The organism is Nocardia sp. JCM 34519.1 (assembly GCF_020361265.1).
Classification (GTDB): domain Bacteria; phylum Actinomycetota; class Actinomycetes; order Mycobacteriales; family Mycobacteriaceae; genus Nocardia; species Nocardia arthritidis_A.
The window spans coordinates 38,717-62,317 of the sequence record NZ_JAIRBR010000015.1 but is presented as its reverse complement, the minus strand read 5'-3'; the positions used below and the strand labels follow the sequence as shown (position 1 = coordinate 62,317).

The window sequence follows — 23,601 nt, the reverse complement described above, 5'->3', positions numbered from 1 at the left end:
GATAGGGGATTCCGTGACCGCTGCCGGTCGTTCGATCGCGCTGGACCGCCGCACGTTTCTGCTCGCGCTCGGTGCGCTGCCCGTCGTCGCCGCGTGCGGCAAGGATGCGGCGCCCAAGCAGCTCACCGGACCCGACCTGAGCGGCGCGGATCCCGCGATCCGGCCGCAGGACGATCTCTACCGCAACGTCAACGGCAAATGGCTCGCCGAATATCGGCTGCCGCCGGACAAAACCCGCTATTCCACCTTCGACCAGGTCGCCGAGCTCGTGCGCGGGCAACTGCGGGCCATCGTGGAGGGCGCCGACCCGAAGGCGGGCACCACCGACCAGCAGATCCGCGACCTCTACGACGCGCGGATGGACGCCGACACCGTCGAGAAACTCGGCCTCACCCCGCTGGCCGGGCTGTTCGCGAAGATCGACGGCGCCGCGACCAAACCCGACCTGGCCAAGGTGATGGGTGAGCTACCGATCGCCGGGCTGATCGGGCTCGGTGTCGATGTCGACGCGAAGAATTCCACCGCCTACCTGCCCGTGATCGGCCAATCCGGTATCGGAATCGGCGAACAGTACTACCGCAAGCCGCAATTCGCCGACAAACTCGCCGCCTACCGCACCTACCTCGAACGCCTCGCCACCGCCGCCGCCCTGCCCGACCCGGCGGCGCTCGTGGGCCGGGTGCTCGACCTGGAAACCAAGATCGCCGCCGCGTTCTGGGACAACGTCCGTCTGCGCGACGAGGACGCCCAGTACAACGTGCGCAGCTGGCCCGAATTGGTCGCGCTCGCACCGGAATTCGAGTGGGCTGCGTGGCTGTCCGGCAAGACCGATCGTCCGGCGGATCTGTTCGCGAAAGTGGTTGTGCACCAACCGTCTTTCGTCACCGCCGCGGGCGGGTTGTGGGCGCAGACCGATATCGCGGTGCTGCGCGACTATCTGCGCATCGTGCTGCTGCGCGATTTCGCGAAATACCTGCCGAAGGCGTTCGCCGACGCCGACTTCGAATTCAACGGCAAGGTGATGAGCGGACTGCGCGAGCAGCCGGAACGCTGGAAGCAGGCCGTCGACACGGTCAGCCAGAAGCTCGGCCAGCCGCTGGGGAAACTGTATGTGGCCAAACACTTTCCGGCCGACGCCCGGGACCGCGCCAAGGAAATGGTCGCCGACATCATGGCCGCCTACCGGGACAACTTCACCAACTCCACCTGGATGAGCCAGCCCACCCGCGACGCCGCCATCGCCAAACTCGGCAAGATCGACACCAAGATCGGCTACCCCGACAAGTGGATCGACTACTCGGCGGTGCGCATCACCAAGGGTAAACTCATCGAATCGCTGTGCGAGATACAGGCTTTCGAACGCAAGCGGATGTTCGGCCGGCTCGGCGGCCCGGTCGACCGCACCGAATGGCATATGACACCGCAGACCGTCAACGCCTACTACAACCCCAACGGCAACGAAATCGTCTTCCCCGCGGCATTCCTGCAGCCGCCGTTCTTCGACAAGGATGCCGAGCCCGCGGTGAACTACGGTGCGGTCGGCGCGGTCGTCGGCCACGAGATCGGGCACGGATTCGACGACCAGGGCGCGAAATACGACGGTGACGGCAACCGCACCGACTGGTGGACGCCGCAGGACCAGGCAGCGTTCGAAGCGAAAACCCAGCAGGTGATCGCCCAATACGATGCGCTGGTACCCGAGGGACTCGACCCGGCCATGCACGTCAACGGCAAGCTCACCGTCGGGGAGAACCTCGCCGACCTGCGCGGGCTGCAACTGGCGCTGGCCGCCTACCGGATCGCCGAAAAGCGAAGGGGCAACGACAAACCCGACTACACCCCGATGTTCCAGGCCTGGGCGCGCAACTGGCGGACCAAGCAGGCCAAGGAAAGTGTCGAGATGCAGATCGAGAACGATCCGCACTCACCGGGAGAGTTCCGCGCCAATCAGGTGGTGCGCAACCAGGCCGAGTTCTACACCACGTTCGGGGTGAAGGAGGGCGACCGCATGTTCCTCGCCGCCGACCAGCGGGTGAGCTTCTAGGTTCGCCGGTATCACCAGGTATCGGCGAGCCGCCACAGCCGCACCGTGGCGTCCTTGCCGCCGGTTGCCAGCATGGTGTTGTCGGGGCCGAACGCCACCGACCAGACCTCGTCGGTGTGGCCGGACAGCGGCTGGCCTGCGGGTTGGCGGACGTCGACGTTCCACCAGGGGCTGTACACATTCCACAGCCGTACGGTGTCGCCGGTGGCGGCGGCCAGCAGTCGCCCGTCGGCGCTGAAGTCGACCGAGGACACCTTGCCGTCCGTGGCGGCCGGCGGCCGATCCGCTTCGCGGGTGCGCATATTCCACCAGCGGACGGTGGCGTCGAGCCCGCCCGAGACCAGGAGGTTGCCGTCGGGGCTGAAGGCCAGCGCGAAGACCGGGCCGGCGTGGCCGGTGAGCGGGGGCCCGTCGAGCCTGCGGGTGCGCACGTCCCACAGCCGCACCGTCCCGTCGAGATGGGCGGTGGCGAGCCGGGTACCGTCCGGTGCGAACACCACGGCTTGCACCGGGGAGGGCTGGTCGACGGTCAGCGCGACGTCGGGCTGCCGGTTGTCCGTATGCCAGAACCCCACCCGGCCGCGCTGATCGCCGACGGCCAGCAGCGGTTCCGTCGGACTGAACGCCACCGCGCCGAAGTCCGCGCTTTGGAAGCTTTCCACCGGGGCGGGCTCCCGGGTACGCATATCCCACAACTGCGCGGCGACCCAGCCGTATTGGGTGGGCCAGGTGTTGGGACCGGAACCGGAGGCCAGCAGGTTGCCATTGGGGCTGAACGCGATCGAGCGCGCACCGGAGATGTCGCCCTTGAAGTAACTTTTGAGCTGATCGCCATCGGGCTTGCGGGCGTGCACATTCCACAGCAGCACCGTGCCGTCCGATCCGCCGGAGGCCAGCAGGTCGCCGCCGGGGTTGAACATCATCGAGAACACCGGGGCGGTGTGGCCGGTGAGGACAGCGTCGGCGATCACCGTCGTTCGGCGTGCGGCGAAGGCGGCGGTGAGACCGGCGGCAACGGGGACGGCGGCGAGGCCACCGATCAGCAGCCGCCTTCTGCCGAACCGGTTCGCCCGCGGCGGAGTGGATTCCGTTGACTGCGCGGTTGTTTCGTCCGGACGCGGTGTCGGTTCCGCTGTGGGCACGGTCGTTTCGTTCAGGCGCGGCACGGCGACGGTCAGCGGTGTCGTCGGTGCGGGCGCGCGGCGATGCCGTCCGGCGGCGAGCGCGTCGGCCGCGGCGTCGGCGAGGGCGACGCAGGTGGGCACGATATTCGGGTGATCCAGGTGGGCCGCCAGCTCGGCCTCGCGGTCGAACGCGGCGCGCACCTTCGGGTCCGCGGTGTAGGAGTCGTGCAGAACCTTCAGTGCCACAAGACGTTTCAGCCTCGGATGGCGGGCGAGATAGACCACGCCCATACCGCCGGTGCCCAATGCCCGCTCGATGGCGAACCCGGCGAAATCCGTCCCCACCCGCAGAACCACCATCGACTCCTGTGCACGCCCGCGCGGCCCACGGCGGTGAAAAGTGATCGGGCCCAAGGGAATCTAACCCGAAACCCGGTGGACCGACAACCGGTCCCAGCAAACGTCGGCGCGATCGCACCCGCTGTGACCTGCGTCGTTGCGCGGTCGTCGAGATAGCTGGAATATCGAAGGTGATCGACCACGGTTGGTCGATGTGTGTCGGGGTACGGCTGCCGAGGTGTCGGCATGCGGTGAAATCCGGGGTGCAGGCCGGGATTTCGCGTCGGCGAATGCCACCCCGATCGTGCGATCGCACCGCAACGGCGACGGGGCCGCCCGATCGTCCGATCCGTCGTGCCCGGCACCGATCCAGCAGTGGATGGCGTCACCGGAAAGGATCGAATGCGATGACAGGAACCATGGTTGATGTGTTGACCCCGCAGGTCGCGCAGCCGGAAGTCGGGCAGGACCGGCGGGCGCACCCCGCCGCCGCGGCGATGTGGCGGGAGGCGAAAACGGTGGTGGTGACCAGGGTCGCCGGCCCGGGACAGCTGGTGCGGGCGCCGCGGCTGGTGGTTCCGATCGGGGATAACCAGCTCGCGTACCGTATCTCGTCCCGCTCGGCCGAGGCCGGGCAGTTGGCGCGCGACGGCCGGGTGCTCGTGCAGCCCGGCGACTGGCGCGGCGAGCCCGCGCTCGGCTCCCATCAGCGGCAAGGGCAGGCCCAGCTGGTGACCGCGGGCACGCTGGTGCCTTATGTGGAGGCGGAACTGGCGGCCAAATATCGGTGGCGGGCGCCGTTGGCGCGGTTCGCGCATCGCGTGGCGCGCGCCGGTGTTCCCTACGGCGATGTGGTGGTACTCGTCACCGTGTCGGAGCCGAGCCCGATCCCGTTGCCGCCCGCGTGATTCCGCGTGCGGCGGGGCCGCGATAACAATCCGGCCGCTTCCCGGTGCGCGGATCGGATACGGACGGTCGATCGGGGCCGGGAACGGGAATTCCTCCGGTACGCCAACCTCGCAGACCCGGAGGAGAACGCCATGGACAATCTGGTGTGCATCGACTGCTGGCGCCGGGACAACCTCACCTTCGCGCAACGCCTCGACCCCGCCTACATCACCCCCGGCCCCGTCTACCGGTGCCCGACGCATCGCGCGCTGCACGACGATCCGCGCGGCGATATCGGACCCGAACCCCAGGCCGCCTGAGTTCCGGATCCGGCTGCCGCGACGCCAATCCACCACCGCGGCAACCGGATCCCTAGACCAGGTCCGATGTGTCGAACCGGTGCGCGTCCCAGAGGCGGCGCGAACGCTCCTCGGGATACCGGCCGATCGTCGGTTCGGTGTCGTAGACGCGGGTGATCCGGGTTTCCGGATCGTATGGCGCCCAACCGGGTTCGCCGGTGGCCGCGAAAGTCAGCCAGTCCGTGCGCATTCGGTGGGCGACACCGGTGATCTCGGCGGCCGCGTTCGGCAGTGCCGATGGGTGGGCGCGCACCTCGTCGGCGCCGAGTGTGCCGAAGACGAGCAGGACGTCGAGGCTGTGCGAGGCGCCCTGTTCGCGATGGAAACTCCAGCGCAGTTCGTAGAGCCGGGCGCGTCCGCCGGCGGCCCGCGCGAGATGCAGGGTCGGCATCCGGAACAGCCAGTCGGCGTTCACCAGCTCGTACAGTTGCCGGGGCGTGGCCTCGGGATACGTGGCGCGGTAATCGCCGGTGGCCGGTGTCATGCGTTGGAGTGCGGTGGTGATCCGCTCGTCGGTCGGTTCGCCGACGAAGAGACGGTATTCGTCACGGGTGTGCCCGATGAGCAGGTCGACGTCGTGGGCGGCGCCTTCGGCGAGTGCGCGCCACGGCGCCCGCGGCAGCACTTCCCCGTCGACGACGGGAGAGAACGGTGTCGGGGTCAACGCCATCGGACCCCAGGAGTCGACGAACTCCGGCATCCTGTCGAGGATCGCGTGCGTCGCGGCGATCAGCGGGCCCGGCGGGATCCGCGCGAGCTCGGCCACCGTCGCGCGCACACCGAGTCGCGCGGCGATCGCCGCCGAAATGGACGCGGCCAACCGCGGGGAGAAATAGGTGCCGGGCAGGCTCTGCACGATCGCGCGCCGGAACAGCCCGGCCACCATCGGCATGGCGAGCAGTGCGGCGATACATCCCGCGCCCGCGGACTGGCCGAATACGGTGACATTGCCCGGATCGCCGCCGAAGGCCGCGATATTGTCGCGCACCCAGCGCAGCGCGGCGGCCTGGTCGAGAATGCCTCGGTTGTCCGGGGCTCCGGCGATATGGGCGAACCCTTCGACGCCGGTGCGATAGTTCATGCTCACCAGCACCGCACCGGATGCGGCGAGCGTCGCACCGTCGCAGTGCGGATTGCTGGACGTGCCTTCGAGATATCTGCCGCCGTGTATCCACACCAGCACCGGCAGCCCGGCCGCGCCCGGCTCCGGTGACCAGACGTTGACCGTCAAACAGTTACCGCCCGATACCGAATCCGCTTGGGGTACAGGCGGTCCGAACTCGAGCGCGTCGCGGACACCGTCCCACGGCAGCACCGGGGCGGGTGCCGCGAACCGTCGCGCGCCGAACGGCGGCCGGGCATAAGGGATTCCGCGGAAGACCGCGACGGTGTTCTCCCGCCGGCCGCGCACGATCCCGGCGACCGTGCGGATTTCGATACTCATCCGGCCTGCCTATCAGCTGTCGCAGCGGCTTTCACTCGATGTGGTTCGTCTCACAGACCGAAAGCCATTGACCGTCACATTAATGTGAGGGTTTCAGCATACGAGCATGGTGAATCGAACATCTGACAAGAGTGTCGCCGCGGTCGCGAAAGATGGGTCGCGACTACCGCTTTCGGCATTGCTGGCGTTGACGACAGCGGCCTTCCTCACGGTGCTCACCGAGGCCCTGCCCGCGGGTGTGCTGCCGGATATGAGCGCGGGCCTGCACGTCAGCGAGTCGGCGACGGGACAGCTGGTCACCGTCTACGCGATCGGGACGGCGCTGACGACGATCCCGCTGTCCATCGCGACGGCGGCGTGGCGGCGCAAGCGCCTGCTGCTGACCGGCGTGATCGGGTTCCTGGTGGCGAATACCGTTACGGCGGTGTCGCTGAACTACGGGCTGACGCTCGCCGGGCGCTTCGTCGCCGGTATCGCGGCGGGCGTCGTGTGGGGGCTGCTGGCCGGGTATGCCATGCGGTTGGCTCCGGAGGCCTTGCGGGGCAAGGGAATCGCGATCGTCATGGCCGGAATTCCGCTGGCCCTTTCGCTGGGCATCCCGGCGGGCACCTTCCTGGGTAACGCGGTGGGCTGGCAGATCACCTTCGGCGTGATGTCGGTGGTCGCGGTGCTGCTGGTCGGCTGGATCATCATGTCCGTCCCGGATTTTCCGGGTCAGCGGGCGGGCGGGATTTCGCTGCTCGCGACCGCGAAGACGCCCGGTGTCGGGCCGGTGCTGTTCGTCACCCTGACCTTCGTGCTGGCGCACAACATCCTCTACACCTATGTGGCGACGTTTTTGAAGGAAGTCGGCCTGGGCGACCGGGTGGACGCGGTGCTGCTGGTCTTCGGTATCGCCTCGATGGTCAGCATCTGGTTCACCGGCGCGCATATCGATCGGCGGCTGCGCGGATTGACCATCGCCGCAACGATTCTCGTCGCCATCGCGGTGGCGGCGCTGGCCGTGCTGTCGGGGAGCGCGGCGCTCGTATTCGTCGCGGCGACGCTGTGGGGACTCGGCTGGGGCGGCGCGCCGACCCTGCTGCAAACCGCCGTCGCCATCGCGGGCGGCGAGGCCGCCGACACCGCGCAGGCCATGCTGGTCACGCTGTGGAATGTGGCGATGGCGGGCGGCGGCATCGTCGGCGGTGTGCTGCTGAATCTGTTCGGGCCCAGGGTATTCCCGTGGAGCGTGCTGGTGCTGCTCGTTCCGACGCTTGCGGTGGTCGTCGCGGCGCGGGCGCACGGGTTCCCGGGGCGTTCGACGGCGAGCGCGCCCGTTGCCGTCACGGTCGCCGAATAGAGTTGGCGATGAAGGAGATTCAGCTCGCCGCGGCAGGTGATTCACCACGCCACGGTGCGATCGGATCCGCGGTCCCCGAGATCGCGCCGGTCTATGTCGACGACGTCGAGGATGCGATGCCTGGCGATTCGGTCCGGTCAGTAACCGCTGGCCGCGTTGATCCGCGACGGCCAGTAACGCTCACCCGGAGCCGGTTCATATGCGGCCCAGCGCGCCGGATTTCCCTTCGGATGATCGCCGAGTACGGTGACGCGCCTGCCGACGCGGCGTTCGGCGTAATCGTTGACCGCGTAATGCTGGGTCACCCGATTGTCCCAGATCGCCACCGCGCCGGGCTGCCAGCGAAAACGGCAGCAGAATTGCGGACTCTCCGAGAATTCGATCAACTGCTGCAGCAGCGCATCGCTTTCGTTACGGCTCAATTGCGGAATATGCGATGTGAACAATCGATTGGCGTACAGCGAGCGTCGCCCGGTTTCCGGATGCTCCCGCACCAGCGGATGCTCGGCCGACGAGGAGAATCCGGTGGCCGGTACGGTGACCTGATGGACCGCCGTCAAACCGTCCACCAATTCCCGAATGGGTGTGGAAAGCCGCTCGTAGACCAGATATTGATTGGTCCACATGGTGTCGCCGCCGCGGGGCGGGCAGGTGATCAACTGCAGAATCGAGACGATCGGCGGGCTCGGCTGGAAGGTCATATCGGTATGCCAGCAGTCGACTTTCCCGCCCTTATCCGATTCGATCAGCACCACCTCCGGGTGATCATCGAGTTTCGGCAGGTAGGGGTGTATTTCTACCTCGCCGAAGCGGCGCCCGAACGCGACGTGCGCCGCCGGCGGCAAATCGCCCTGATCGGGAAAGAACAGCACCAGATGTTCCAGTAGCAGCGCGTGCACGGTGGCGAATTCCGAATCGGTGATGGTGGCCAGATCGATCCCTCTGACCTCGGCGCCCAGCGCGCCGGATATGGGTCTTATATCGATATCCGCGGTCACATTGCCTCCTCTGCCGCGTTGTTCTCGATATGGTACGGCCGCCACCGCCGGCCATCGGCTCGAATCGGACATAATTTTCTCGTCATTTTCCCGCCATCATATAATCGGCCGATAATTTTCCTGTCAAATACGATGGTTTCGATCGCGCGGGTCATCGGCCGGTCATAAACTTCGAGCTGGAAGCTTTGCGGCGGGAACGGAAATGCTGCGGGCGGGACGGAGGGCAGCCGATTATGCCGATGTCGCAAAATTCGGTTGATTATCACGACTTATCGATGAATACCGTGGCTTTTCGCCCGGCCGGGTCGGTGGTCGCCGCGGTGGCGCGGACGGCCGCGGCTGCGAACGAATATCCGGATATGGCGGCCACCGAACTCACCGCGGCGGTGGCGCGATGGCTCGACGTGCCCGGCGGATACCTGACGTTCGGGCCCGGTTCGGCGGCGCTGTGCCAGATCGCGCTGCTCGCCTGGTGCGGACCCGGCGCCGAGGTGGTGCACCAGTGGCCGTCGTTCGAGGCGTATCCGCTGATGATCGAGCAGGTGCACGCGACAGCGGTGGCCGTCGCATCGCGGGACACCGAAACCGATATCGGCGATATCGCCGCCGCGGTGACCGACCGGACCCGAATGGTGTTGCTGTGCAACCCGAACAACCCGACCGGCGCGGTGCTGCGGCAGGACCGCATTCGGCGGCTGCTGAGCCTGTTGCCCGAACACGTCACGGTGCTCGTCGACGAGGCATACCGCGATTTCGTCCTCTCGCCCGGCTATCGCGACGCCGTCGAGCTCGTCGCCGACGATCCGAGAGTCGCTGTGCTACGGACGTTTTCGAAATCCTTCGGGCTGGCCGGACTGCGCGTCGGCTACCTGATCGCGCAACCGGCGCTGACCGCGAAGCTGGCGGCGGCGCGGATGTTCTTCGCGGTGAGCGCACCCGCGCAGGCCGCGGCGGTGGCCGCGGTCGAGCGGGTGGCGGAAATGCGGGAGCGCTGCGCCGCCGTCGGCGCCGAACGGGCCAGGCTGCGGGGGGTGCTCTGTGAGCAGGGGTGGGCTGTTCCGTTGAGCCACGCCAACTTCCTGTGGCTGCCCACCCCGCAGGCCACCGAATTCGCGAGTCACTGCGCGCAATACGGTGTCGCGGTGCGGGCCTGGCCGGGCCGCGGGGTGCGGGTCACCGTCGGCGCTCCCGCGTCGAATGACGTATTCGCCGGGCTCGCAGCCGAATTCATCGCACTACCGCGGGCGGTGGCGCGATGACGTCGGGACAGATCACCCCGCCCGCCGTCGACACCGTCGCCACGCTGCTGCGTGAACTCGTCGCGGCCTGGCCCGCCGGGCGGGGCCGGCTTTCGGATATGGCCCGCTACGCCGTGCTGCCCGCGGGCAAACTGCTGCGCCCGATCCTGGTGCTGGAGTCGGCGCGGGCGGTGGGCGCCGATCCCGTCGCGCTCGCACCGGTCGCCGTCGCACTCGAATTCCTGCATGTGGCAACGCTTGTGCACGACGACATCATCGACGGTGACCAGCTGCGCCGCGGCAGGCCGACCGTGCATGCCAGATACGGAAAGGGCGAGGCGATCGTGGCCGGCGACGCCCTGCTGCTGGGCACCTTCCTGACCATCGCGGAGGGCGCCGACAGCTTCCCGCCCGCCGCGGTGCTGCAGGCGGTGCGCATCGTCGCCGCCGCGGGCCTGCGACTGTGCGACGGCCAGGTCACCGAGGCCGAACTGACCGGCGATCTCGATTGCGGCATAACGCGATACCGCGCCATGGCGGCGGCCAAGACCGGCGCGCTGTTCGAGGCGGCCTGCGGTGCGGGCGCGGTACTCGGCGGCGGCACCGAGGCGCAGCAGGCCGCGTTGCGCGCCTACGCCGGACATCTCGGCTGCGCCTTCCAGATGCGCGACGACCTGCTGCCGTACCTGGCCGACGACGCGCGGGTCGGCAAGAGCCGGATGAGCGATATCGCCAACCGCAGACCCACCTTTCCGGTGCTCGTCGCCGTCGAACTCGCCGACGCCGAACAGCGTGCACGGCTGGAACTGATACTGAGCGGACGGCTTTCGCCGGATATCGCGCACCTGCTGCTCGGCGAGGTGTTCACCGAAACCGGCGCGCTCACCGTCGCGGCCGAGCGGGTCGCCGCCGAGGCCGCGGCCGCGCGCGACTGCCTGCACGGCTTCGGCGACCGCGGCGACCGGCTGGCCGCCCTCGCCGACGACACCATCGAGCGCACATGGTGAGCATCGGCTCGACCCGGAACTGGCTGGCGCACATGGAAACCTGCCGGCCGTACACGCTGGCCTACCCGGGCCTGACCGGACTGGCGGGCGCCGCGCTGACCGGTGCGCCGACACCGGCGCAGTGGGTGACGGCCTGGCTGGCGCCGACCCTGGTGTGGACCGGCGGCCTGTACCTGGGCGACTACTTCGATCGAGAGTTGGACGGTGTCGGTAAGCCGCACCGGCCGATACCGTCTGGGCGACTGACGCCGCGCACCGCGGTGCTCACCGGAATATGCTGCGTGGCAGCGGCATTCGCCGTATCCGCACTGGTCGAGCCGCGGGCCGTCGCGATCGCGCTGGCCGGGGCGGCCGGGACCGTCGGCTACAGCAGAGTCCTGAAACGGCACGGGATTCTGGGGAATCTGGCCCGCGGCGCGCTCACCGGACTGGTGCTGATCTTCGCGGCGACCCTGGTACACGGGTGGCCCGCGCCGCTCGTCCTGGGGTGGGCCGCGGTGTTCTGCCTGCAGGACACCGGATCCAATATCGTCGGCACCGTTCGCGATATCGCGGGCGACCGGGCCTGCGGCTACCGCACCGTCTCGGTGGTATACGGCGGAGTGTTCGCGAACCGCTGCGCGGCAGCCTGTTTCGCGGTGGCGGTGCTGGGGGCGCTCGCGCTGCACGGGATCTCGGCCGACCTCGGGTCCGGGCTGCTGCTGGCCGCGATCTGCCTCGGGATCCGCGCCTACGGGCCGGTGCTCGGCTCCGGCCCGATCGATCCGCGAAAGGCGTTGCGCACCCACGAGATTCTGGTCGCCGAGCGACTGGTGCTGGCCGCCGCGGTGGCCGCGAACGGCCTCGGCGGCCCGGCCACGCTGGGAATACTGGCCGCGGCGTTGGCGATCTCGCTGTCGACGCAGCTGCTGCTGCGCGGTCGTCACGAATTCGGCAACGGCACAGTGGAGCTCGCATGACCGACGCCATCACCGATATCGATTCCGTCATCGACGCGGGCGCGGCGGCGCTGTTCGCGCAGCTGCGGCCCGACGGATACTTCATGTTCGACTCCGGCGCCGGTGCGACACTGGCCACCGCGGGCGCCACGCTGACTCTGCACCTGCACGATCCGGTCGGCGCACGCGAATACGTCAGCCGGGGCTGCGCGCACCTGGCCGGTGCGCAAAACCCCGACGGCGGTTGGGGTTCGGTGCCCGGTCAGCCCAGCGAGGCGGTCACCACCGCGATCGCCGCCGCCGTGCTGCACCTGGTGTCGACCGTCCACTATCGCGACGAAATCGACGCGGGCCGCGCGGCATTGGCCCGGATGGGTGGCCTGGCGGGAATCGCCGACCCGGCACTGGCCGCGGTCTGCGGGCGATTCCACGCGATGGCCGGATGGGTGCCCGAACAGTCGATCCGGGTGCCGCTGTGGGTATTCCTGCTGCCCGGACTGCGCCGCACCAGGATGTCGTTCCGTTCGGCGGTCCTGGCGGCGACGGCGATCGCCCAAGCGCGCGGCAACCCGGCCGGCGGGTTGCGCGGGATGGTGGACCGCGCCGCCGAACCGGCCGCCCTGCGCCTGCTGTACCGGGTGTACGAGGACGAAGGACGCACCGGCGAATTCGGCGCCGACGCATGGGCTGTCGCAATGACCGCCATCCCGCTGATCCGCTCGGGCGCGGCGACGGACCTGGTCGCGGCCATGGCCGGATATCTGCGCCGCGCCGTCGCCGCCGACGGTTCCTGGCCGATCGTCGACATCCGGCTCACCTACACCGGTTTCGCCGCCACCGGACTGTGCGACGCCGGTTACCGCACCGATCCCCGGCTCGCCCGCGTCGGGACGGCGATCCGGGAAGCGCAACTGACACAGCCGTTCTCGATGCTGAACTGCCCGGCGGGCGGCTGGAGCTATTCGGGTCCGCGCGGCTGGCCGGTAACCCTCGAATCCGCCGAACTGCTCGCCGCGCTCGCGACACTGCCCGGCGCCGAACGGGATCCGGCACTGGCCGAGGGCCTGCGCTGGCTGGCGGGCAGACAGGACCGGCGCGGATCGTGGAGTCTGTGGGTGCGCGATACCGCGCTGCCCAACGACGGACCGTGTCCCTACCTCACCGCCCAGGCCGTCGACGCGCTGCTCGACGGCGGTGTGCCCGTGGCAGATCGGCGGATCCGGCGCGCGGTGCGCTGGCTCACCGGTGAGCAGCGGGCCGACGGATCGTTCGACGCGCTGTGGTACCGCGGCGCGACACCGGGCACCGCCGAAGTACTCGGCGTGCTGGCGCGAACCGGGCTCCCCGCGACCCGGCCCGCGGTCCGGCGTGCGACGGATTGGCTGCTGCGGCACCAACTTCCGGACGGCTCATGGGGTGACGGCGCGGCGGGCAGCGTCGAGGAGACCGCATGGGCGCTGCGGGGCCTGCTGCGGGCGAGGGTCGCGTCGGCGGCGATCGACCGCGCCGCGGACTGGCTGGCCGCGGCGCAACTACCCGACGGACGCTGGCCGGAGGCGCCGGTGAGCGCCTACATCCGGCACTGCGTGCACTACCCGAACGGCGCGATCACCGCGGGCCTCGCCCTGCGGGCGCTGGCCGCCTACCGACGCGCAAAGCACCAGGGAGCAGCGAAATGACAACCTCCGACACCGATGTCGTGGTGTGCGGGGCCGGGGCGGGCGGCCTCGCCGCGGCCTGCGCGCTCGGTGCGCTCGGCCTGCGCGTGCTGGTCGCCGAACGACGGCGCGAACCCGCGCGCATCGCCAAAGGCGAACTGCTGCAACCGAGTTCGATGTCCAGCCTGACGCGGTGGGGCGCCGCGCCACGGCTGTCCCGCGGCGGCGGAGTCTGGATCGACCGGCTCTGCGCACGCGACCCGGACGGGCACGCGCTGCTCGAACTCGACTACGGCCGCACGCTCGGCGCGGATCGGCGCATCCTGTCGGCCGACTACCCGGCCATCCTGACCGCCCTCGCCGACAGCCTGCCCGCGAATGTCGAACTGCGCCGCGGCATCCGAGTCGAGGAATTGGTGCGGAACCCGGCCGGGCGGGTCCGTGGCGTCGTCGTGACCGACGGTGCGCGGATGGCGAAAACGGTTTCGGCCGAATTGGTGATCGCCGCGGACGGTTCCGCATCCGCGCTGCGTGCCGCCGCAGGCATCGCCCTGCCGCGCGCGCAATACCCGCACCGGCTGGTGTCGTTCGAGATACCGGGCAGGCACAGTGCCGAATTGACCGCCTATGTGACCGATCGCGGTCTGCGGCTGGCCTATCCGCTGCCGCACGCCCGGACCCGCCTCTACCTGCAGGCGGGCGCCGATGAGCTACGCGGCCTGGACGACAACGGGATTCGCCGCTGGGCCGCGAACACGGTCGCGGAGGTGGAACCGCTGTCCGGGCTCGGTGAGCTGTTGCTCGAGCGCGGAACCCGGCGCCAGATCTTCGGCGTCCCACGCTATCTGGTCGATCGGCTGTCGATACCGGGCATGGCGCTGCTCGGCGAGTCGGCGCACGCCGTGCATCCGATGGCCGCGCAGGGGATGAATTCGGCCATCGCCGACGCGGTGGAATTGACCGCACAACTGCGGGAAGCGGGCGAATGGTCCAGCGCGGCGGTCGATTCCGCGTTGCGCGGATACCACCGGGTGCGGCTGCCGCAGCTGCGGCACGTCGCGACCGTCAGCCACAACGCCGCCAGGATGCTCACTGCCGTCTCACCGATGGGCCGAATGCTCGGCAGACGGCTGATGCGCGGCACCGCGGGCAACCCGCGGCTGCTCGCGGCCACCTGCCGCAATATCGCCGGAATCGAGCCGCGGCCGCTGCGGCCGCTGGACCGGCTGTACCAACTCGGCCTGCTTCGCGACCCGAATTCCAGTGCGCAGCAGGAGGAGTCATGCAAGTAGGGGTGTCGTGGACGTTACCGATCGTCCGTACCGAGCCATTCGACCTGCCCGTCGCGTACCGGGAGATGTTCGAGGCGGGCCCGATCCAGGCGGCCCGGTTACCGAACGGCCGGACCGTATGGGTCCTCACGCGGCACAGCGAGATTCGCGGCCTGCTCACCGATCCGCGCACCACCGCAGACCGCGCACATCCGAACTTTCCCTCGTTCGACGCCTCCGGCGACACCGCGACGGCGCTGATCGCGGGCCCGGATCCCTTTCTGGTGTCGATGGATCCGCCCGCGCACACCCACGCCCGCAACCAGCTCAAACGGGAGTTCGAGCAGCGACGCATCCGGGAACTGGCGCCGGTGGTCCAGGAGATCATCGATGCCACGCTGACCCAATTGCTCTCGGGACCGAAACCGGCGGATCTGGTGTCGGAGTTCGCGCTCCGGGTGCCGTCGCTGGTGATCTGCCGGCTGCTCGGCGTGCCGTACACCGATCACGATTTCTTCGAATCCCGGACGCCCGCGCTGATCGACAGCACCGCATCGCCGCAGCGATCCCGCGCGGCCTTCACCGAAATCCATGGCTACCTCACCGACCTGATCGCCCGGCGCGAGGCGCAGCCGACGGACGACATCATCGGCAACTATGTGCGCGCGACCCGCGCCAGCGGCACCTACCGGCGGGAAACCCTTGTCTCGCATGCCTTCCTGCTGTTGATCGCCGGGCACGAGACCACCGCCAACCAGATCGCGCTCAGCGTGCTCGCCTTGCTGCGACGGCCGGAACTGTCGGCGCGACTGCGCGCGGAACCCGCTCTGATGCCACGGGCCGTCGAGGAAATGCTGCGGTATTTCACCATCGTCGATTCGGTCTCGCGGGTGGCGACTGCGGATATCACGATCGGCGCGACCACCATCAAGGCCGGAGACGGCATCGTCATGGTATGCAGCCTCGCCAACCGGGACCCAGACGTCTTCGACGAACCCGACGACCTCGAGTTCGCCCGCGGCGACCGGCGGCACCTGTCCTTCGGATTCGGTCCGCACCAATGCCTCGGACAGGGTTTGGCCCGGCTGGAACTGGAATTGGCGCTGCGATCGGTGATTACGCGCCTACCCGGCCTCGCGCTGGCGGTGCCGGCCGGGCACCTGGAGTACAAGGGCACCACCTCGGCCTTCGGCGTGAAACGCCTGCCGGTCGTCTGGTGACCGCCGGAATTCGTTGCGCGAAAGGAGATTCGGCGTGCCCGACGAGCTGATCAGAGAACTGGACCCCAGCGAGGCGCGGTTCGTGCCGCACGGCGCCTACAGCGGCCATACCGTGCTGGTCACGGGCGAACTCGACGCGACGGCGCTCGGTGCGGCATTCGCGGTGCTCCAGCGCAGCTACCCGGTGCTGACCTGCCGCATCATCGAGGAATCCGACGGCAGGTGCCTGCTGATCCGGTCGAACGCAAGCCCGCCGGTCGGCCCCTGGTTCGGCGACGGCGACCCCGGACAATTGCGGGACCCGGCCCAACCGCTCGACCCCGCAACGCAACTCGCCTACCTGGATGTGGTGGCGGCGCCGGGGTGCGCCCGCGTCACCTGGTACATCCACCACGCCGTCGCCGACGGCAGCCACGCGATCGAACTGTTCGCCCGACTCTGGGACTTCTACACCGACTGCCTGACGGCCACTGTGCCGGAACCCGTGCCGCACGACTATCCGCGATCGCTCGAATGGTATTCCGCCACATACGGATTCCGTCGTGGCCCGCTGTCCGGGCTCGAGGATGTCACCGTACCGCTGTCGGCAGAGCCGAAACCGGACCCGGCGGCCGCCACCGAAATCCTGGGCGGTGGCCTCCTCCGGCCCGCGCGCAGCACGCTGGACGCCGAGACGACGGGTCGGCTCATCGCCCTGGCCCGGCGCACGGGTCTGACGGTCAACAGCGTGGTCACCGGGGTGCTGCTGCGGGCGTTCGGCGCACGGACGAGCGCAGGCCCGAGACCGGTGCGCGCGCTGTACGCGGTGGATCTGCGCCGCCATCTGGACCCGCAGGTGCCCGCCACCGCGGCCACGAATCTCGCCGCTTCGGCGTGCTTCGCCGCCGATCTGGAAACATGCGGCGGGACAATGGAACTCGCCCGCCGGATCGCCGACCGCTTGCGCCGCGACCTGGCGCAGGGCGTGTTGCAGCAATCGGTGTGGCACTATCCGGACTTCTACGGCGAGCGCCGGACCCGGTCGGTGGCTGGTCATCTCGGGATCACCAATTGCGGTGTCATCCCGAGGTTCCGGATGCCGCCCGGGGCGGCGATCACCGATTACGAGATCGTGCACCTGCTGGCCCATCCCCGGCCGTCGACCGAGGTGACCTCGCAGATCGGGCTGTTCATGCTCTACACCTTCGCGGGGCGCCTCACCATCGGATACGTCGGTGCGGTCGATGCGGACATCTTGTTGGCGGTCATCCGAGACGAGCTGACGGCCATATCCGCCGAAGGGCCGGTGCTCCGATGAGCTGGTCGGCGCAATCCTCGTACGGCGTGGTGATCGTCGCCTGGTGTCCCTCGGAAGACAATATCGCGCACGCGATTTCGCTCACCGAGACCGGCGGGCAGGTCTGTGTCGTCGACAACTCCCCGCAACCCCAACCCTGGTACGCACGCGTGCGCGACGCCGGAATCTTGTTGGTGGTCAACCGAAACCGTGGCGGGCTCGGCGGCGGTTTCAATCGTGGGATCGATGCGCTGTTCGGCCGCGGTGTCGACGTCGTCTTCATCCTCGACCAAGACTCCGAGGTGGACGGCGGCTATTTCGCCGATATGCTCGCCACACCGGTACCGGTGGAATCCGGCCGCCCATATTTGGTGGGGCCGGTACCGTACGACGTCGAGACCGGCATCCTGCTGCTGGGACATCGGGTGGCCGGCGCGGAACAGATTGCGGCACTGGCGAAAAACGGAACCATCGAGGTCGATTTCCTGGTGTCGTCCGGGACCATGATCACCCGGCGGGCGTGGCAGGCGATCGGGCCGTTCGACGAACGGTACGTCATCGATTATCTCGATTGGGAATTCTGTCACCGAGCGGCGCGGCGCGGGGTCGGCCTCATCGTCAACGCGGACGTGCTGATGCGGCACCGGATCGGCGATATCCGGTTGCGGACCGTGCTCGGCATGCGGATGCTGGTCTTCGGCTACGCGCCGATCAGGCGCTACTACCAGACCCGCAACTGCGTCCACTTCACGACGCGGCATGCACGCGAACGGCGAAGCCTGCTGGCGCTCAACGCATTTCTGGTGCGCAACATACTGTCGGTGCTGCTGTTCGAACCGGATAAGGTGCCCAAGCTGCGCGCCATGGCCGCCGGGTTCGCCGACGGCGTCGTCGGCCGCCTCGGCCATCTCGCCGAAACCCGAACCCAACTCGCCGAAACGTCGCGTCGGTGACCCGAGTCGACCCAGGAGTGTGCACTATGCCCGACACCACAAGCGATCCCGCCGCCGAACTCGCCCGGCTCACCGACCTGGCCACCCCGTACGCGGTGCGCGCCGCGGTCACCCTCGGCCTGCCGGAAATACTCGAAGCGGGACCGGCGAGCGCGGCCGAGCTGGCGAAAGCGACCGGCGCGGACCAGGATTCGCTGGACCGCCTGCTGCGGTACCTAGTCGCGCACCACGTCTTCGCGGCGGCCGCACCGGATCGATATGCGCTGAACGACATCTCACGTCAACTGACCGGCCCGGACGGCGCACCCCAGCGCGCATGGCTGAACCTGTCCGGCGCGGGCGCGCGCATGGATGCCGGATACGCTGGCCTGGCCGACGCCGTCCGCAAAGGCTCCGAGGGCTACAGTTCCGTGCACGGCCTGCCGCTCTGGGCGGATCTCGCCGAAAGACCGGACCTGCGAAGCGGATTCGACGAGCTGATGGGCGCCGACACCGCCCGCATCGCCCACCTGCTCGCCACCGAATACGACTGGACCGGGCTCGGTCAGCTCATCGATGTCGGCGGCGGCATCGGCATCCTGCTCGGCGAAATACTCGATGCCCAAACGCATCTCACCGGCGCGGTATTCGACCTGCCACCCGCCGCCGCGGCGGCCAGGCGCCGCTTCGCCGCCGCCGGGCTCGGCGCCCGCGCCGCCGCCGTCGACGGCAGCTTCTTCGACCGGATACCACCCGGCGCCGACGCCTACCTGATCTCCCGGGTGCTCACCGACTGGAACGACGAAGCGGCACAGCGGATCCTCGCCAACTGCGTGACCGCCGCCCGCCCCGGCGGCCGTGTCCTCATCGTCGAAATGCTGCCCGACGACGTTATCGCGGACCCCCGCTCCGCATACGATCTGCAGATGCTCGTCGTGGTCGGCGGCAAACTGCGCTCCACCGCGGACTTCACCCGCCTCGCCGAACGCGCCGGAGCCGTCGTGGTCGGCGTGCGCCGCTGGGCATGCGGGCTCACCGTGCTCGACTGCCGCCCCAGCTGATGGTCAGTTCACGCCTTCGGATCCCGGAACCCGGGGATGCCGAGGTGGGCTCCGATGGCGGCCACCGCATCCACGAGCGTGCGCCCACCCAGCTGCTCCCAGCCGGGATACGGCTGATCCTCGCTGGTGAGATCGCGGGTTCCGGGCCCACCGAGCTGATCCATCGTGAGTCCGGCATGCTCATCGATCCACGCCACCATATCGCCGGCGACGATATCCTGACCGCGCCTGCTGCGGATCACCTCGTTGGCGAACACCCCGTCCGTCTGCGCGTCCTCGTTCGACATTGCGGATCCTCCTCTCGAGAGCCGTTGTGCTGCAATCGATTCAATCCGGGTATACCACGGCGGCAGGTGCCGGTGCGCGGGCCGGAAGTCGCTCGGCCCGGTCGGGTGCAGGTCGGCGGTTGTTTCGAAGATCAACGCGCCGAACCGATTTCGATCTTCAGCCTGCGGCCGGGAGATGACGGCGGAACCACACTGTCAAACCGGAATCCACCGCGCGGGCGCCCGGCAACTGGGGTGCGGGTTCGATACCGGGCTCGTCGGCGAGCGGATGCGCCAGCCCGGGGATCGACAGCAGCTCGGACCGTTCACCCAACGCGTCGGCGAACCGCAGCGCGTCGGCGCGCAGCGCCGGATGATCGAGTTCGCCGCTGACCACCAGCAGCGGCGCTCGACCGGCGATCACGGCCGCCTCGGCGATGAAATCCAGGCTGTCGACGACCTTTTCGGATTCGGCATCGTACGGGTAGTCGCCGGGAAACAGGTCGACGACCGACCGCATCCGGATGGCGGCGTTCACCACCGCCCCCGCGAACACCGGAATGTCGGTGTCGGCGAGGATCCGCAGCGCGACCGCCCCGCCCAGCGAGCCGCCGAGCACGTCGATCGGGCCGTCGTGCACCGGCAACTGCGCACGGATCGAGTCCAGCGCGGCCGGGAACTCCTCGGTCGCCTGCCGGACGAACGGGTGCAGAAACAACATCAGCGGATCCTCGGTGAACAGCCGCACGATGGCGTCGGTGCTGCCGTCCACCATGCGCGCCCCACACATCGGCATGCCCAGATGCACCCGCCACGCGGGCAATTCGTTCATCGGCAGCGCCGCGGCGAACGCGGCATCCGACCTCGGCGCGTCGAGCATATGCCAGGTGACGATCAGCGGGGCGGCGCCGCCATCCGGCGGCGGCAACGCGGTGAACGGCACACCGGCCGCCGTTCCGGTAATCGGTGACTGCATGCGGACACGGTAAGGCCTGGCGCTGCCCGCCGGAAATCGTTTACGCCACAAGCGAAAACGGGGTTGACCTCAGGTCGGCATGAAGTCCGACCATGGCAGCATGTCCAGTTTGCTCGCTGTCCTCGATGCCAACGACGCGCGGCCCGCCGCCGTCGAATTACGCGTACGCTCCTACGAATTGCTGGGCGACCTCGGCGGCCGTACCGTCGTCGATGTCGGATGCGGCGGCGGCCGCGCGGTCGCCGAACTGGCCGAGCGCGGAGCCCGCGCCGTCGGCATCGATCTCGAGCCCGAGATGATCGCCGCGGCGCGCAAACGCTGGCCCGCCGGCGAATTCCACGTCGGCGACGCCTGCGCGCTACCGTTCGACACCGGATCGGTCAGCGGCTACCGCGCCGACAAGGTCCTGCACATGCTCGACGACCCGGCGCGCGCCGTCGCCGAGGCGCGCCGCATCCTCGCACCGGGCGGGCGGGCCGTGCTGCTCGGCCCGGACTGGGACACGATCGTCATCGATTCCGACGACCCGCAGACCACCCGCCGACTGATCCACGCCAAGGCGAACTCGCTCCCGTCACCACGGATCGCCCGACGATACCGAAACCTCTTGCTGGACGCCGGTTTCACCGACCCGGTCGTCGAAGTGCACACCATCATCTACACCGACGAAACCGCGCTCACCACCGTCATGCGCCGCATCACCGACGACGAGACCTGGCTCGCCGAACAAACCGAACGCGCCCGCGCAAACCGGCTCTTCGCCGCGATACCGATGTTCCTCGCCGCCGCCCACCGCTAGCGCCAACCCATTTGCGCCCGCGCCGGTTTCGGCTTACTCGACATGAGATGGCCTGCGCGCGAAGCTAATTGCCGCGCCGCGCGTGGTCCTGGGTCCTTCAGCGAAGGAGCTTCAGGTAGTTGGGGTTGGGATCGGTGCGGCGTGGACTGCGCTCACCATGTTGTTTGGCATGTCGACGTTGAATCGCGTACTCGCGCAGTTCGGCGTGCCAGGCCGCGCGGGCGGCCTCGAGCAGATCGAGGGCGCGCAGGAGCGCGGCTTCGTCTCGGGAAAGCGGTCCTGCCCGCTCCGCGAGGAAATTCAGCGTGCCGCGAAAACCGATGGGCCGGTACAGCTGTACGCAGGAACGCAGCGCCGAGACCCGATGCGGGTAGGGCAGGGTGGGGTCGCGCACCTTACGGGCGAAATTGTTGAAGCTCACGCGCACACATTGTGCATGCGGGTCGAGAACGCGACGGCTTCGGGAGCCGTTCAGCCGGGTTGGAAGAATGCGAGCATTCGCCGGCTGGCGTCCGGCGACATCAGGACCTCCTGCATACGTGCCGACATCCGGGCGGCGGTGCCGGTGCGTTCGAACATCTCGCGTTCGTATTCTTCGATGGCGGTGGGGAAGTCGTGCGGGTGCGCGGCCAGGGCGAGACCGAGCACGGCACCGTCGAGCAACGCCATATTGGCGCCCTCGCCCACCGGCGGCATCAGGTGCGCGGCATCGCCGACCAGCGTGACGCCCGGATTCGACGGCCAGGTGAGGCCGACCGGCAGCGTGGTGATCGACCGCGGCACAACGGTATCGTCGCAGGCCGCGATGAGCGCGGTGAACCGTGGATGCCAGCCGGGGAGCAGTTCGATCAGCCGCGCCCGGGCCGCGGCCGGATCGTCGAACGGGATCCCGCTGGTGGCGAACCAGTCCTCGGCGGTGTGGTAGAAGCTGAGGCCGATGCGGACGCGGCCGTCGCCGTTGCGCTGCGCCGCCAGGGACAATCCGTTGCCGAGCACCCAGTAGTTGCCGCGCCCGACCATCGCCGCGAGGTCCGGATGTGTGCGGTCGATATCGGGAATGCCGAGTTCGACGACGTTCTGGCCGATATGGACCGGACGGGCGTCGGTGAGCAGCGCGCGAACCCTGGACTGCGCGCCGTCCGCGCCGATCAGCAGGTCATATGCCGCGGTGCCGCCGTCGGCGAAGCGCAGCAGGCCGTCCTCGGCGGATTCGAACGCACGCCCCCAGCGCACCGTGCCCGCGGGCAACGAATCCAGCAGCAGGTTCCGCAGATCGGCGCGGTCGACCTCGGGGCGCAGGAGCGGGGCGTCATCGGGCGTGTCCTCCTGGTGCAGCAGCGTGCCGTCCGGCTCCAGCAGACGCATATCCTGCCCTTCACCGCGGGCGATGGCGTGGAACCCGTCGATCAGTCCGGCCTCGCGCAGCGCCCGCTGCCCGGAATGGATGTCGAGCATGCCGCCCTGACCGCGCGCGCCGCGCGAGGACTCACGCTCGTACACGACGGCGTCGATGCCGTGCACGTGCAACACCCGGGCAAGGGTCAGGCCGCCCAATCCGGCTCCGACGATGGTGATGGTCATGATCGCCCCTTCGATACGCTGAACTATTCGATACACTGTATCGAAGCATTCGGTGTATCGTCAGGGCATGTTGGTGTGGGAGCGGCCGGAGCCGCCGGATCGGCCGGCGCCGGCACCATTGAGCCGAGAACGGATCGTGGGTGCGGCGATCCGGCTGGCGGACGCGGACGGGCTGGCGGCGGTATCGCTGCGCAAGGTCGCCGCCGCCCTGGACGTCGGGCCGATGCGGCTGTACGGCTACATCGCCACCAAAGAGGAATTGCTGGACCTGATGGTCGACGCGGTCTACGCCGAGATCCGGCCGAGCGGAGACAGTTGGCGAGAAGTGCTGCGGTCTATGGCCGAAACCACCCGGCAGGCCGCTCACCAGCACGAATGGCTTGCCGACCTGATCGGTGGGCGGCCGCAGCTCGGACCGAACGCGCTGGCCAGGGGAGAGGCCGTGGTGGCGGCGATGGGCGAGATCGACGTGGACAGCGTCATGCCGGTGATCGACGCGGTCAACGCGTACGTGATCGGCGCGGTGCGCCGGGAGATCACCGAACGACGCGCCGAGCGAACCACCGGGATGGACAAGACGCAGTGGCAGGCCGCCTTCGGCCCCTACCTGGTGCGGACCTTCGCCACCGGCCGATACCCGGCGCTGGCCACGGTCATCCGCGACGCCGCCCACCTCGACGCCGACCAAACCTTCCACACCGGCCTCGACTTCCTCCTCGACGGCATCCAAGCCCGCATCCACGGCTGACCTGCCTCGAATGGCCAGTTGCCTTGCAGGAGACGCGATCTGGCCGCTCATGCGGAAAGACAAGTCCCACTGAGGACGCGGCCCGAACGGCC

Annotated in this window: 22 protein-coding genes; 15 read left to right on the top strand and 7 right to left on the bottom strand. The window is 68.9% G+C overall.

What is annotated here, in order from left to right; genetic code table 11:
- The first annotated feature begins 13 nt into the window (after positions 1 to 13).
- Entirely contained in the window at positions 14 to 2,044 is a 2,031-nt protein-coding gene (locus LGY53_RS29940) for a M13 family metallopeptidase (RefSeq protein WP_308103014.1), read from the top strand.
- 11 nt (positions 2,045 to 2,055) lie between these two features.
- Here the strand turns inward: LGY53_RS29940 and LGY53_RS29935 are convergent, their stop codons facing one another.
- Complete coding sequence (locus LGY53_RS29935) at positions 2,056 to 3,528, bottom strand: hypothetical protein (RefSeq protein ID WP_305082712.1); 1,473 nt, start codon at positions 3,526 to 3,528, stop codon at positions 2,056 to 2,058.
- Positions 3,529 to 3,914: 386 nt separating this feature from the next.
- Here LGY53_RS29935 and LGY53_RS29925 point away from each other — a divergent pair, with 386 nt between their 5' ends.
- Complete coding sequence (locus tag LGY53_RS29925) at positions 3,915 to 4,415, top strand: hypothetical protein (protein ID WP_225730032.1); 501 nt, start codon at positions 3,915 to 3,917, stop codon at positions 4,413 to 4,415.
- Between the two features lie 132 nt (positions 4,416 to 4,547).
- Positions 4,548 to 4,715: a hypothetical protein gene (locus tag LGY53_RS29920; RefSeq protein ID WP_167474861.1), complete on the top strand. Its 168-nt coding sequence runs from the start codon at positions 4,548 to 4,550 to the stop codon at positions 4,713 to 4,715.
- Between the two features lie 52 nt (positions 4,716 to 4,767).
- Here the strand turns inward: LGY53_RS29920 and LGY53_RS29915 are convergent, their stop codons facing one another.
- Entirely contained in the window at positions 4,768 to 6,198 is a 1,431-nt protein-coding gene (locus tag LGY53_RS29915) for a carboxylesterase/lipase family protein (RefSeq protein ID WP_225730031.1), read from the bottom strand.
- Between the two features lie 106 nt (positions 6,199 to 6,304).
- Between LGY53_RS29915 and LGY53_RS29910 the strand changes: the two genes are divergently transcribed.
- The gene (locus tag LGY53_RS29910; protein WP_225730030.1) at positions 6,305 to 7,540 is read left to right on the top strand and encodes an MFS transporter; all 1,236 of its coding nucleotides are present in this window, start codon (positions 6,305 to 6,307) and stop codon (positions 7,538 to 7,540) included.
- Between the two features lie 137 nt (positions 7,541 to 7,677).
- On the opposite strand, the gene LGY53_RS29905 is transcribed toward LGY53_RS29910, so the two are convergent.
- Positions 7,678 to 8,538 carry a TauD/TfdA family dioxygenase gene (locus tag LGY53_RS29905; protein WP_225730029.1) on the bottom strand — a complete coding sequence of 287 codons (861 nt, stop codon included), beginning with the start codon at positions 8,536 to 8,538 and terminating at the stop codon, positions 7,678 to 7,680.
- 275 nt (positions 8,539 to 8,813) lie between these two features.
- Here LGY53_RS29905 and LGY53_RS29900 point away from each other — a divergent pair, with 275 nt between their 5' ends.
- Genes LGY53_RS29900 through LGY53_RS29860 form a run of 9 tightly spaced genes read left to right on the top strand, consistent with a single transcriptional unit; the run spans position 8,814 to position 19,139 of the window.
- Complete coding sequence (locus LGY53_RS29900) at positions 8,814 to 9,797, top strand: aminotransferase class I/II-fold pyridoxal phosphate-dependent enzyme (protein WP_255664205.1); 984 nt, start codon at positions 8,814 to 8,816, stop codon at positions 9,795 to 9,797.
- Positions 9,794 to 10,783, top strand: coding sequence for a polyprenyl synthetase family protein (locus tag LGY53_RS29895; RefSeq protein ID WP_225730027.1), 990 nt, complete (start codon positions 9,794 to 9,796; stop codon positions 10,781 to 10,783). The genes LGY53_RS29900 and LGY53_RS29895 overlap by 4 nt, the downstream gene beginning before the upstream one ends.
- Positions 10,777 to 11,742, top strand: a complete 966-nt coding sequence (locus LGY53_RS29890; protein ID WP_225730026.1) for a UbiA family prenyltransferase — start codon at positions 10,777 to 10,779, stop codon at positions 11,740 to 11,742. Before LGY53_RS29895 ends, LGY53_RS29890 begins: the two co-directional genes overlap by 7 nt.
- The gene (locus LGY53_RS29885; RefSeq protein WP_225730025.1) at positions 11,739 to 13,400 is read left to right on the top strand and encodes a prenyltransferase/squalene oxidase repeat-containing protein; all 1,662 of its coding nucleotides are present in this window, start codon (positions 11,739 to 11,741) and stop codon (positions 13,398 to 13,400) included. Before LGY53_RS29890 ends, LGY53_RS29885 begins: the two co-directional genes overlap by 4 nt.
- Positions 13,397 to 14,671 (top strand): NAD(P)/FAD-dependent oxidoreductase, encoded by a 1,275-nt coding sequence (locus LGY53_RS29880; protein ID WP_225730024.1) that lies wholly within the window; start codon positions 13,397 to 13,399, stop codon positions 14,669 to 14,671. The genes LGY53_RS29885 and LGY53_RS29880 overlap by 4 nt, the downstream gene beginning before the upstream one ends.
- Positions 14,662 to 15,870 carry a cytochrome P450 gene (locus LGY53_RS29875; RefSeq protein WP_225730023.1) on the top strand — a complete coding sequence of 403 codons (1,209 nt, stop codon included), beginning with the start codon at positions 14,662 to 14,664 and terminating at the stop codon, positions 15,868 to 15,870. The genes LGY53_RS29880 and LGY53_RS29875 overlap by 10 nt, the downstream gene beginning before the upstream one ends.
- Before the next feature lie 34 nt (positions 15,871 to 15,904).
- The gene (locus tag LGY53_RS29870; RefSeq protein WP_225730022.1) at positions 15,905 to 17,167 is read left to right on the top strand and encodes an acyltransferase; all 1,263 of its coding nucleotides are present in this window, start codon (positions 15,905 to 15,907) and stop codon (positions 17,165 to 17,167) included.
- The gene (locus tag LGY53_RS29865) at positions 17,164 to 18,099 is read left to right on the top strand and encodes a hypothetical protein (RefSeq protein ID WP_225730021.1); all 936 of its coding nucleotides are present in this window, start codon (positions 17,164 to 17,166) and stop codon (positions 18,097 to 18,099) included. The genes LGY53_RS29870 and LGY53_RS29865 overlap by 4 nt, the downstream gene beginning before the upstream one ends.
- Before the next feature lie 26 nt (positions 18,100 to 18,125).
- Positions 18,126 to 19,139 carry a methyltransferase gene (locus LGY53_RS29860; protein WP_225730020.1) on the top strand — a complete coding sequence of 338 codons (1,014 nt, stop codon included), beginning with the start codon at positions 18,126 to 18,128 and terminating at the stop codon, positions 19,137 to 19,139.
- Positions 19,140 to 19,147: 8 nt separating this feature from the next.
- Here LGY53_RS29860 and LGY53_RS29855 read toward each other — a convergent pair whose 3' ends face one another.
- Positions 19,148 to 19,426 carry a hypothetical protein gene (locus LGY53_RS29855; RefSeq protein WP_225730019.1) on the bottom strand — a complete coding sequence of 93 codons (279 nt, stop codon included), beginning with the start codon at positions 19,424 to 19,426 and terminating at the stop codon, positions 19,148 to 19,150.
- Positions 19,427 to 19,583: 157 nt separating this feature from the next.
- Positions 19,584 to 20,381, bottom strand: coding sequence for a S9 family peptidase (locus tag LGY53_RS29850; RefSeq protein ID WP_225730018.1), 798 nt, complete (start codon positions 20,379 to 20,381; stop codon positions 19,584 to 19,586).
- 100 nt (positions 20,382 to 20,481) lie between these two features.
- Here LGY53_RS29850 and LGY53_RS29845 point away from each other — a divergent pair, with 100 nt between their 5' ends.
- Positions 20,482 to 21,180 (top strand): methyltransferase domain-containing protein, encoded by a 699-nt coding sequence (locus LGY53_RS29845; RefSeq protein WP_225730017.1) that lies wholly within the window; start codon positions 20,482 to 20,484, stop codon positions 21,178 to 21,180.
- Between the two features lie 97 nt (positions 21,181 to 21,277).
- Here the strand turns inward: LGY53_RS29845 and LGY53_RS29840 are convergent, their stop codons facing one another.
- Both LGY53_RS29840 and LGY53_RS29835 read right to left on the bottom strand, forming a co-directional pair.
- Entirely contained in the window at positions 21,278 to 21,601 is a 324-nt protein-coding gene (locus tag LGY53_RS29840; protein WP_225730016.1) for a hypothetical protein, read from the bottom strand.
- 50 nt (positions 21,602 to 21,651) lie between these two features.
- The gene (locus tag LGY53_RS29835; RefSeq protein ID WP_225730015.1) at positions 21,652 to 22,761 is read right to left on the bottom strand and encodes an NAD(P)/FAD-dependent oxidoreductase; all 1,110 of its coding nucleotides are present in this window, start codon (positions 22,759 to 22,761) and stop codon (positions 21,652 to 21,654) included.
- 67 nt (positions 22,762 to 22,828) lie between these two features.
- Between LGY53_RS29835 and LGY53_RS29830 the strand changes: the two genes are divergently transcribed.
- The gene (locus tag LGY53_RS29830; protein WP_225730014.1) at positions 22,829 to 23,509 is read left to right on the top strand and encodes a TetR/AcrR family transcriptional regulator; all 681 of its coding nucleotides are present in this window, start codon (positions 22,829 to 22,831) and stop codon (positions 23,507 to 23,509) included.
- The last annotated feature ends 92 nt before the right edge of the window (positions 23,510 to 23,601 follow it).